General features: G+C 68.2%; 8 protein-coding genes. All 8 read left to right on the forward strand.

Translation table 11 applies throughout. From position 1 onward, the window contains the following. Nucleotides 1-44 precede the first annotated feature (44 nt). Nucleotides 45-1244 (forward strand): homogentisate 1,2-dioxygenase, encoded by a 1200-nt coding sequence (locus tag BAY61_RS13800; protein ID WP_091797942.1) that lies wholly within the window; start codon nucleotides 45-47, stop codon nucleotides 1242-1244. Next, on the forward strand, nucleotides 1241-2119 hold the full coding sequence (locus BAY61_RS13805) for a hypothetical protein (RefSeq protein ID WP_091798912.1): 879 nt from the start codon (nucleotides 1241-1243) through the stop codon (nucleotides 2117-2119). Before BAY61_RS13800 ends, BAY61_RS13805 begins: the two co-directional genes overlap by 4 nt. Continuing rightward, nucleotides 2116-3300 carry a fumarylacetoacetase gene (gene fahA / locus BAY61_RS13810; RefSeq protein WP_091797945.1) on the forward strand — a complete coding sequence of 395 codons (1185 nt, stop codon included), beginning with the start codon at nucleotides 2116-2118 and terminating at the stop codon, nucleotides 3298-3300. Before BAY61_RS13805 ends, fahA begins: the two co-directional genes overlap by 4 nt. Before the next feature lie 507 nt (nucleotides 3301-3807). Then, on the forward strand, nucleotides 3808-6174 hold the full coding sequence (locus BAY61_RS13815; protein ID WP_211323431.1) for a VWA domain-containing protein: 2367 nt from the start codon (nucleotides 3808-3810) through the stop codon (nucleotides 6172-6174). Nucleotides 6175-6228: 54 nt separating this feature from the next. After that, entirely contained in the window at nucleotides 6229-7692 is a 1464-nt protein-coding gene (locus tag BAY61_RS13820; protein ID WP_091797951.1) for a choice-of-anchor A family protein, read from the forward strand. Between the two features lie 134 nt (nucleotides 7693-7826). Further along, the gene (locus BAY61_RS13825) at nucleotides 7827-9014 is read left to right on the forward strand and encodes an ROK family transcriptional regulator (protein WP_176879519.1); all 1188 of its coding nucleotides are present in this window, start codon (nucleotides 7827-7829) and stop codon (nucleotides 9012-9014) included. Nucleotides 9015-9107: 93 nt separating this feature from the next. After that, complete coding sequence (locus BAY61_RS13830) at nucleotides 9108-10277, forward strand: LLM class flavin-dependent oxidoreductase (protein WP_091797954.1); 1170 nt, start codon at nucleotides 9108-9110, stop codon at nucleotides 10275-10277. Further along, nucleotides 10274-11644, forward strand: coding sequence for an NtaA/DmoA family FMN-dependent monooxygenase (locus BAY61_RS13835; RefSeq protein WP_091797957.1), 1371 nt, complete (start codon nucleotides 10274-10276; stop codon nucleotides 11642-11644). The genes BAY61_RS13830 and BAY61_RS13835 overlap by 4 nt, the downstream gene beginning before the upstream one ends. Nucleotides 11645-11660 lie beyond the last annotated feature (16 nt).

The raw sequence follows: 11660 nt of genomic DNA on the forward strand, positions 1-11660 counted from the left end.
GGTCGGGCTCACTCGTGCCCTCGACCGACAGCGAGGAGGCAGTCATGGCGTACTACCGCCAGGTCGGCACCGTGCCCCCCAAGCGCCACACCCAGCATCGCAACGACGAAGGTGGCCTGTACTACGAGGAGCTGATGGGCGAGGAAGGGTTCTCGTCGGACTCGTCGTTGCTCTACCACCGGGGGCTTCCCTCGGCCATCGTCGACGCGAAGGTGTGGGAGCTTCCCGATCAGACGACCACGCCGAACCACCCGCTCAAGCCGCGGCATCTCAAGCTGCACGAGCTGTTCCCCAAGGAAACGTGGGCGAGTACCGACGTCGTCACGGGGAGGCGGCTGATCCTCGGCAACGGTGACGTGCGCATCTCCTACGTGGTGTCCACACAGGACTCGCCGCTCTACCGCAACGCGGTCGGAGACGAGATCGTCTACGTCGAGTCGGGACAGGCGACGGTCGAGACGGTGTTCGGCGCGCTTGAGGCGAAGCCGGGCGACTACGTGATCATCCCGACGTCGACCACCCACCGCTGGCTCCCGCACGGCGAAGGGCCGCTTCGCGCCTACGCCATCGAGGCCAACAGTCATGTCGCGCCGCCGAAGCGTTACCTGTCCCGCTACGGACAACTGCTGGAGCACTCGCCCTACTGCGAGCGCGACCTGCACGGGCCGTCCTCGCCGGTGGGTCACGAGGGGACCGACGTCGAGGTGCTCGTCAAGCACAGGGCGGGTGGCGCGATCGTGGGCACCCGCATGGTGTACCCGGCGCATCCCTTCGACGTCGTCGGCTGGGACGGATGTCTTTACCCTTACACGTTCAGCATCCACGACTACGAGCCGATCACCGGAAGGGTCCACCAGCCGCCGCCCGCGCATCAGGTCTTCGAGGGCAACAACTTCGTCGTGTGCAACTTCGTGCCACGCAAGGTCGACTACCACCCGCTCTCGATCCCGGTTCCCTACTATCACTCCAATGTGGACTCCGACGAGATCATGTTCTACTGCGGTGGTGACTACGAGGCCCGCAAGGGCTCCGGCATCGGGCAAGGCTCGATCTCGGTTCACCCCGGCGGCTACGCGCACGGTCCGCAGCCGGGTGCCTACGAGCGCAGTATCGGAGCGGAGTTCTTCGACGAGCTCGCGGTCATGGTGGACACCTTCCGGCCGCTCGAACTCGGTGAGGGCGCGCTGGCCTGTGAGGATCCCGGCTACGCGTGGACGTGGGCGGGCAGAGGGCCCGCGCGATGACGGCACCACCCGTCGTGCCGCGGTTCGCCGAGCGCCTGTGCGATGACGCCGCCGTGTTTCCCCCGGGACTCATGCCGTTGCCGGACGCCGTTCCCGCGCACGCCGCGCACCGGAAGGCCCGCTACGCCGCCTTCGTCGGCCCGCTCGTGGTCGCCGCGCCGTCACTCGGGCAACTGGCAACGTTGCTGGCTCCCGGCGACCGGCTCGATCTCGCCATCACCGCACCGGCAGGCGCCGCTCAGGCTGGGGCGGCGCTCGCGCTGGCGCGCACCATGACCGTCGACGTGCAGGCCGTCGAGATCGCCGTTCCCGCCGACGTCGGCGTCGCGGAATTCTTCACCGAACTGGAACAGGCTCGCCGGGAAGCGGACGAGGTGACCGTCTACGTCGAGGTGCCGAGGGACGCGCGCGGGCCCGAGGTCATCGCCGCGCTCGCGGACACCGGGCACAGGGCGAAGTTCCGCACCGGCGGCGTCAAAGCAGAGCTCTACCCCGGCGAGGCCGAACTCGCGACCGCGATCACGGCCGTCGTCGGTGTGGGCGTCGCCTTCAAGGCGACCGCCGGGCTGCACCACGCGGTCCGCAACACCGATCCCGGCACCGGTTTCGAGCAGCACGGGTTTCTCAACCTCCTGCTGGCAACGCGCGCCGCGCTCGACGGTGCCGACGACGCGGCGGTCGCCGACGTGCTCGCCCAACGCGACGCCGATTCCGTGGCGGCCGAGATCGGGAATCACGGTTGCGCGCAGGCGGAAGCCGTACGCGCGGCGTTCGTGTCCTTCGGCACGTGCAGTATCACCGAACCACTCTGCGAACTCGCGGACCTCGGCCTCGTTTCCCCGGCACTGGTGCGCGAAGAAGGAGACCTTGAGTGACCACGATAGACATTCCGGATGGCTCGCTCTTCGGGCTCGCCAACCTGCCGTATGGCGTGTTCTCGACTGAGGGAACCGCTCCCAGGATCGGGGTCAGAGTCGGTGACTCGGTCGTCGATCTCGCCGCGACCCTTGGCGACGACGTGTTCGCGAAGCCGAGCCTCAACGCGTTCCTGGCGCAGGGGAGAGCGCGCTGGTCCGAGGTGCGCCAGCAGGTGAGCGATCTCGTCACCGGCGAGCTTCCCGAAGGGGCCGTCCACGACGTCGGCGCGGTCACGATGCATCTGCCGGTCGAGGTCGCCGACTACGTCGACTTCTACGCATCCGAGCATCACGCGACCAACCTCGGCAGGCTCTTCCGGCCGGGCGCGGAACCACTGATGCCGAACTGGAAACACCTGCCCGTCGGCTATCACGGCAGGGCAGGAACCGTCGTGCTTTCCGGTACCGGCATCCGGCGGCCCAGCGGGCAGCGGAAGGCGCCGGACGAGGACAAGCCCAGCTTCGGTGAGTGCCGGCGGCTGGACATCGAGGCCGAACTCGGCTTCGTCGTCGGTACCGGTTCGCGGCTCGGCGAGCCGGTGTCCACAGCGGACTTCCCGGAGCGGGTCTTCGGTGCCGTGCTCGTCAACGACTGGTCGGCAAGGGACATTCAAGCGTGGGAGTACGTGCCACTCGGTCCGTTCCTCGGCAAGAGCTTCGCCACGTCCATTTCGGCCTGGGTGGTCCCGCTTGAGGCGCTCCAGGCCGCGCGGATGCCGACTCCGCCGCAGGACCCCGCGCCGCTGCCCTACCTCGCGGAAGGTGAGCCGTGGGGTCTGGACATCGAGTTCTCCGTCGCGTGGAACGGGCAGGAGGTCAGCCGCCCGCCCTACCGGGACATGTACTGGTCACCCGCGCAGATGCTCGCGCACATGACGGTCAACGGCGCGTCGAGCCGGACCGGTGACCTTTACGCGTCCGGAACCATTTCCGGGCCGGGCAAAGAGCAGCGTGGTGCGTTCATCGAACTGACCTGGGGTGGTAAGGAACCGGTGACGGTCAACGGCGAGCAGCGGACCTTCCTGCTGGACGGTGACGAGGTGGCAATCACCGCGACCGCGCCGGGCGCCGACGGTGGCCGGATCTCTTTCGGCGAGGTCCGTGGCCGGGTCCTGCCCGCGACCGGCGGAACCGCATAACCGGCAGGTCCGCGAGTTTCCCACTCGCGTGCCCGGCCCGCGTGTCCCCCGCTCGGGAGGTCGAGATCCGCACTCGGGACGCCGAGATCCGCGTTGGCGGCGCCGAGATCCGCGCTGAGGGTGTCGAGGTCTGCGCCCGACGACAGACGCCCGCCGCGGCCGCCAACCGCCGTTGACGGCCGCGGCGAGACGCCGAGGATCACGGTCGCCCGAACGCGCATCTCGGTTCCCTGAACGCGGATCTCGCCGTCCTGAGCGCGGATCTCGTCGATGGTCGCGCGTCAGGGTGAATTGGCCGCCGTGGTGGGAACCGGGAAGGTGGGGCTCGGTCTGCTGCGCGATTCCCCGGCCCTGCCGTGGGCGGCTTCCCTGGACACACTCGCACGTGTTCACCGCGCCCATACCCGCGAAAACCGCTGATAACGTGCCGAGCGCCGGATTCGAGGCCGAAAGGATGCTGCGATGGCGCGAGGTTTCCGGGCTACCCGAACACCGAGGCGCTGGCGCGTGGCGGCGTTACCCGCGCTCGGGGCCTTGTTGACCGGACTCGTTGTCCACGACGTCCCGGCGAGCGCGGCGGTCCCCGGCGCGTCGCCAGCCACCTCGGTGGTGACGGTGAAGACGGGAGGGGACCGGACCGGCGGCGACACCGTCGGCGGCCTCGCCGGTGTCCGGTTGGGACTGTTCGCCACGGAAACCTCGGACTCACCCGTCGATCCCGGCTGGGGACTGTGCACCTCCGATGCCGACGGTGACTGCAATTTCGTGGTACCGGACACCGCGACCGGTGGTGCCAACAACCGTGCGAGGTTCTACGTCAAGCAGGTGAGCGCGCCGCCTGGCTGGTACGTCAATCCCGAGTTGCGCACTGGGCGCGGCAGCGGATCGCAGTCGGAGGCGACTTCCTACCAGTTCCAGACCCCGGCGCTGGAGGGCGGCCAGACCTATTCCTCGGCAGGCGAGTTCATGTACAGCCACGACTACTCGTCGCGGACGGCTTCGGACGGAATCTGGCAGACCTCACGAGACAACCCGCCGCTGCCTGGAAACTGCGGGCTCGACGTCGCCCTTGTGCTCGACCTGTCCGCCTCGGTCGGAAGCAGTCTTCCCCGGCTCAAGGCCTCGGCGGACACCTTCGCCGATTCACTCGTCGGTACCCCGTCGCGAATGTCGTTGTTCTCCTTCTCGGGGACGTCCCCGAGCGTGGGGACACAGAATCATCCCGAGCTGACCTCGGTGTCTACACAGGCCGGTGCGGACGAAGTCAAGTCCACATACCAGGACTGGGAACTCGGAGCGGGAACGAACTGGGACCAAGGGTTGTACCAGGTCGCGCAGGCGGCGGAGACCTACGAGGTCGTCGTGGTACTGACCGATGGAAACCCGACGAGATACGGAGAACGGCCACACGGTGACGGCTCCAACACTCACTTCATCGATGTGGAGAACGGGATCTTTTCCGCGAACGCGGTGAAGGCGAAGGGAAGCAGGGTGCTCGCCGTTGGTGTCGGCTCCGGTGTGGAGGGTGTGAGCAGTCTCAACCTGGCCGCGATCTCCGGTCCGGTCGGCTATGACGGAACCAACTTGGCCGAGGCGGACTACTTCCAGACCCAGAGTTACGACAACGCTGGACAGGTGCTTCACGAGCTTGTCCTGGCGCAGTGCGAGCACGCGGTGTCGGTGGTCAAGGAGATCGTCCCCGAAGGCAACACGGGGGAGAACGTCACCGGCTCCCGGCCCGCTGAGGCGGGCTGGCGATTCGATGCCTCGTCGACGACCCCGGGAGTGGGCGGGCTCCCCGCGAGCCAGAGCACGACGGACGACGGAACCGGTTCGGTGTCGTTCGAGCTCGGTTACCAGGCCGGACAGAACTCCTTCGATCTGACGATCGACGAGAACCAGCAGCCGGGACACACGTTGGTGACCCAGGGCGCCAAGAACGCGGTCTGTACCAATCTTGCGGATGACAGTCCCGTCCCGGTCACCAACAGCGGTGGCACCGGATTCACCTTCGATGCCGACGTGAACGCGGTCGTGAGTTGCACTGTCTACAACAGACCAGCACAACGCGCTGAGGTCACCGTGGACAAGGAATGGGTGATCGACGGCGAGCACTTCGCCGAGGGGGAGCAACCGGAGGGCTTCGAGGCGGACCTGACCTTGACCGGCCCAGCCGGAGCGGATCCCACGGCGCAGCCGTGGGGCGAGCCGAGGGAGGGCTACACGGTCGGCGATCCGGTCACCATCGCGGAGACGACGTCGGTCGCCGACCCCGGATGCCGGATCGTCTCGGCGCGCGTCAGCGAGGCCGACGGTGAGCCCGCTGACGCCGATCTTCCTCATCAGGCCACTGTGGACAGCCCGATGAGCGGCTTCCGGGTCACCAACACCGTGATCTGCGGCGGCGCGCAGCTCACCCTGGAGAAGAAGGTCGACAACCGGCACGGCGGAACGGCGGGCCCGCGGGACTGGACTCTCGTCGCGGACGGCCCGACACCGGTGTCCGGCGTCAGCGGCAGCACCGAGGTGACCGAAGTGGCGGTGGAGCCGGGAACCTACACGCTGGCCGAGCGGGACGGCCCCGGCGGGTACACCACGTCGGGCTGGACGTGTGAGCGTGACGGCGCTCCGGTCGGCGTCGAGCAGGATTCCGTCACCCTCGACCGAGGTGATGCCGTCACCTGCACGATCGTCAACGCCGACAAGGAAACCGTGCCGCCACCAGGGCCAGGACCCGATCACGGGCAGGCGAGCGGCCCGCTCGCCTCGACGGGCGTTCCGATGGTCTCCACCCTGGCGGCCGGCGCGCTCCTGCTCGTGGCGGGGCTCGTGCTGAGCCTTGTCGCGAGGAGGCACTTCCGCGATGCGGGCTGACCGTGACCGGGCGACGACGTTCCTCGTGAGGGTACGAACCGAGAAGGAGAACTGATGCGCACCCTTTCCCTCGCGAGCCGGCTGACCCTCGGCGGCGGCTGCTGCGCGCTGGCCTACGTGGTGATACTGACCGGAGTCGTGCCCGATACGACCGCGACGGCGCAGACCACCGTGCCGGTCAACCCGGTTCGCCCGGTGGCGCCTGACGACGCGCAGGCCGATCCGAGCCACGGTTTCCTTGTCCTCGTCGAAGGTGACGCGCAACTGTACGAGAACGAGGTCGAGGGACCGGTGGCGGTCGGCGGCGACGCGGGCTTCGCCGCCTACCAGGTCGCGCTCAACAATCCGGGCACCTATGTGGCTTCCGGTGACGACACGGTGACGGGCCTCGTGATCGGCGGTCGCCCCGACTACCCGGGCAGCCCCTCTGGCGGGCAGTTGAACGTCCTTTCCAACACCTACGCCAAGATCGGTGACCTGCGCGGATCGGACGTAATTCCCTCCGGCGGGGTCACGCACGTCGTTCCCGAGGGGGGCGACGAGGCGACTCACCCCGATGTCAGCATCCAGACCGCGCAGTCGGCGGAATCGGTCGCCGGTGACAGTGGATTCGATTTCGCCTCGCTGTTCTCGACCTATCGTGAGCTCAACGCCACCATCGCGCGGTGCCCGCAGACGGTGCGGCTGATGGATCAGAACGGCCAGGCCGAGTGGAACGGCACGGATCCGGTCGCGACGCTGGGATTGCGGCCGGGACAGAACGTTCTCACCTTGACGCCGGAGGAACTGGCGAACCTGAGCACGATCAACCCGGACAATTCGGGCTTGCAGCCGGGTGAGGCGGCGTGGCTCGTCGTCAACGTCGAGGTCACCGGCGACTACACATGGCAGGTCCCCAACGTGAGCTGGCAGGGCAACGAACCGTCCCGGCACGTGTTGTGGAACTTCACCACCGACGGGACGCTCACCTTGCCAGAGGGCTCGCCGACGGTGTGGGGAACGGTCTACGCGCCGAACGCGCGCCTCGTCGATCACAGCTCCGCCAACATCGAGGGCAATGTCGTCGTGCGCTCGTTCCAGCACGGCGGTCTCGACGAGGCGGGAGCCGTCAGCGCCGACGGCGGCGAAGTGCACTACGCGCCGTTCGCCGACCTGATCCAGTGTTCCGACGTGCTTCCCACGACGAGCCAGATCACGCCGACCACGCAGAGTCCCAGCGACGAAACGGGGCCGCTGCCGACCCGCACCACCGTGCCGAGCACGCCGGTTACCACTACGAGTACGCCGACCACGACTGAGCCCACCGGCACCTCCGCGCCGCCGGCGGGCGGTGACGGTGAGAACCACACCGGCGGCACGCCATCGCAGGAGCACGGCGGCCTCGCCTCGACGGGCAGCGCCACCGCGCCGTGGTTGATCGTGGGTTTCGCTCTGCTCGTCGTGGGTGCCGTGCTGCTCGCGAGCCCCGTGCTGAGCCGGATCAGGTTGCGGCGCAAGGGATCCTCGTCGGAGAACTAGCATAAACGGTGGCACCGAGACCCCATTTCTAAAGTGGTGAAACCAATGCGTCACCGACGTCCCGCATACCGGACGCCGTTGACACGAGCCGGTTGGCATTATTGGTTTCTCTTGAACAGAAAGTGGGGTCCGCTGTGGTGAAGAGGCTGCCGGCCGCGGTGCGAGACGTACCGGGGGCGGGTGGAGTCAGGGAATCCAACGCCGCGTCGGTGCTGGGAGCCATCAGGGTCGACGGCCCGTTGTCGAGGGCGGCGATCGCCAGGCACACCGGGTTGAGCATGCCGACGGTCAGCAGGCAGGTCGCGGCGCTCATCGAACTCGGCCTGCTGCGCGAGGTCGCCGACCAGTCCGGTGTGCGGGCGGTGGGCAGGCCGACGGTCCCCGTCGACCTCAACGACGACGTGATCGCGGCCTGCGGTGTGCACCTCGGTGTTTCGACGACCACCTACGGCCTGACGAACTTGAGGGGCAGGCTGCTCGGCAGCGAGCGGATGGCCACCCCGGCAGGGGGCCCGGAAGAGGTGCTGAGCAGGATCGCCGCCGAGGTGCGCGGCTTTCTCCGGCACTGGCCGGAACGCAGGATCATCGGCGTGGGTTTCGCGATCGGCGGGCAGATCGACGCGGAACGCGGACTACTCGACCACGAACGGCTTGGCTGGCGAAAGGTTCCGGCGCGGGCGGTGCTGGAGGGCGTGACGGGCCTTCCGGTGTACCTCGACGGGCACGTGCCGGCGATGGCGGCAGCCGAACTGCTTTTCGGAGCAGCTGGGCGCGCGGAGAGTTCGCTGTACTTCTACGCGAGGGAAATGGTGGGCGTCGCCGTCGCGGTGCACGGCAGGCTGCACAGGGGGCCGGGACAGTCGGGCAGCATCGCGCATCTGCCCGTCGGCGGCGACGTGCCGTGCTCGTGCGGGCGCACGGGCTGCCTTGAGGCGACGGTCGCCGAGCTCGCCGTCGTGGAACGCGCGGTGAAGGCAGGCGTCATCGCCGAACCGGACATCGGTCTGCTGCGCGCGGCGGCCGAGGCCGGCGACCCCACCGCAGACGAAATCCTCGCCGAAAGGGCGCGTGCGCTGGGCACGGCGGCGGGAATCCTGCGGGACGTGGTGAATCCGGAGCTCGTCGTCCTCGGCGGGCAGGCGATCACCGACGCCCCGGGGTATCTCGGCGAGCTGTTGCGCACGTTCGCCGACACGACGGCATTGCCGGGCACTGACCTGGTCGAGGTCACCAGGTTCGGGCCCGACGTGCAGGCCATGGCGGCGTGCACCGGTCTGCTCACCCAGCTCTACGATCACCCGCTTTCCGTGCTGGGAGCCTGACCGCGTTACTTTCACGCAGTTCCTTTGTGGACTGTGCGGATCCCAGTGACTGGAAGCCGGAATGACCGTGGACGGCCCGGTCGTTGCGCGAGCATGACTGGCAAACCGGAGTTACATCTGGCGACGGCACTGGAGGCAACGGGCTGGCACCCGGCTTCGTGGCGGGAGCCGCGAGCACGCCCAGGGGAGATATTCACCGCCGCGTACTGGACGGATCTGGTGCGGGAGGCGGAAAAAGGACTGCTCGACTTTGTCACGATCGAGGATTCGCTCGGTCCGGGTGACGGAATCGAAAGGACCGACCGGGTGCGCGGAAGGCTGGACTCGGTACTCATCGCGTCGAGGGTCGCGCCGTCGACGACCGAGATCGGGCTCGTGCCGACGGTGGTCGCCACCCACACCGAGCCGTTCCACCTCTCGAAAGCGCTGGCGACGCTCGACTACGTGAGCCAGGGCAGGGCGGGAGTCAGGGTCAGGGTGGACGGCAGCGCCGGCAACGCCGCGCATTTCGGCAGGCGGGATCCGGCGACCCTCACGAGGGAGGAACTGTTCGCCGAAGCGGCCGACTACGTCGAGGTGATTCGCAGGTTGTGGGACAGCTGGGAGGACGAAGCGGAGATCCGCGACGTCGCCACCGGCCGGTTCGTCGACCGCGAAAAACTGCACTACATCGACTTCGAAGGGCCGTGGTTCGGTGTCAAGGGCCCCTCGATCACGCCGCGCCCTCCGCAGGGGCAGCTTCCCGTCGCCGTTCTCGCGCACGCCACGGCTGCCTACCGGCTCGCGGCACGCTCGGCCGACCTCGTCTTCGTCACCCCGCGGGACGAAAGGGACGCGGCGAGGATCGTCTCGGAGATCGGCGCCGAGAGCGACGTCGCCGGAAGGGAGAACCGGCCGGGGATCTTCGCCGACCTCGTGGTGTTCCTCGACGAGACGGAGCGCGCGGCGGTGGATCGCAAGGCGCGGCTCGACGAACTGGCCGGCGAGACCTGCGACAGCGACGCGGCCGTGTTCACCGGAACGGCCGGGCAACTCGCCGAGGTGCTGACCGGGCTCGCGGAGCAGGGCATCACCGGGTTCCGGCTGCGGCCGGGAGCCATTCCCCACGACCTGCTCGCCATCACGACGAAGGTCACGGCGGTGCTGCGCGAGGCGGGCCGGTACCGGTCGCGCTACGCGCTGGACAGCGAACAACGAACGACACTACGCGGGACGCTCGGCCTCGGCCGTCCCGCCAGCCGCTACGCGGAGGTGGCCTCATGAGCAAGCCGGTCAAGCACATCCATCTCGCCGCGCACTTTCCCGGCGTCAACAACACCACGGTGTGGAGCGACCCGGAGGCGGGCAGTCACATCGAGTTCGGTTCGTTCGCTCACCTGGCCCGCACGGCGGAGCGCGCGAAGTTCGACTTCTTCTTCCTCGCGGAGGGGCTGCGGCTGCGTGAGCAGGGCGGCGAGATCTACGACCTCGACGTCGTGGGCAGACCGGACACCTTCACGGTGCTCGCGGCGCTGGCCGCCGTGACCGAACGGCTCGGGCTGACCGGCACGATCAACTCGACCTTCAACGAGCCCTACGAGGTCGCGCGGCAGTTCGCCAGCCTCGATCACCTTTCCGGTGGCAGGGCGGGGTGGAACGTCGTGACCTCGTGGGACGCGTTCACCGGGGAGAACTTCCGCAGGGGCGGGTATCTGCCGCAGGAGCAGCGCTACGAGCGGGCGCGGGCGTTTCTCTCGGCCTCGGCGACGCTGTTCGATTCGTGGCGAGGCGACGACATCGCCGCCGACGCCGGCCGCGGCGTGTTCGCGGGGGATCCGCACGCGGGTGGGTTCGCCTACCGCGATGCCCACTTCGACATCGAGGGCCACTTCGATGTGCCGAGGAGCCCGCAGGGCAGACCGGTGATCCTGCAAGCCGGCGATTCGGAGGAGGGCAGGGAGTTCGCGGCCGCGACCGCCGACGCGATCTTCACGAGGCACGGGACGCTCGAAGCAGGGCAGGCTTTCTACGCCGACGTCAAGGGGCGGCTCGCGCGGTACGGGCGCACTCGCGATCAGCTCGTCGTACTTCCCGCCGCCACCTTCGTGGTCGGCGACACCGACGCCGACGCGCACGAGAAGGCCGCGGTGATCCGCCGCAAGCAGGTCAGCGCGCAGACCGCCATCAAGTTCGCCGAACAGCTCTGGAACAGGGATCTCTCCGGCTACGACCCGGAAGGGCCACTGCCCGAAGTGGATCCGCTACCCGGTGAGAACACGATCTCGCGCGGAAGGGCGAGTGTCCGCTTGTATCGTGACCCGGTCGCCACCGCGCGTGAGTGGAGGGAGCTGGCATCGGCTCGGAACCTTTCGCTGCGCGAGCTGATCATCGAGGTCACCGGTCGGCAGACGTTCATCGGCTCGGCCGCCACGATCGCCGAGGAAATCAACCATTTGGTCCAGCAGGATGCCAGCGACGGGTTCATTCTGGTGCCGCATGTCACACCGGGAGGTTTGGACGAATTCGCGGACACGGTTGTGCCGCTTTTGCAGGAGCGGGGCGTCTTCCGATCGGATTACGAGGGGGTGACACTGCGCGACCATCTCGGGATCGGTAGTTCGTTACCGGGTAACCTCGAACGGAGCGCCTGAACATAGGCGATGTTCC

Source organism: Prauserella marina (assembly GCF_002240355.1).
Classification (GTDB): Bacteria; Actinomycetota; Actinomycetes; order Mycobacteriales; family Pseudonocardiaceae; genus Prauserella_A; species Prauserella_A marina.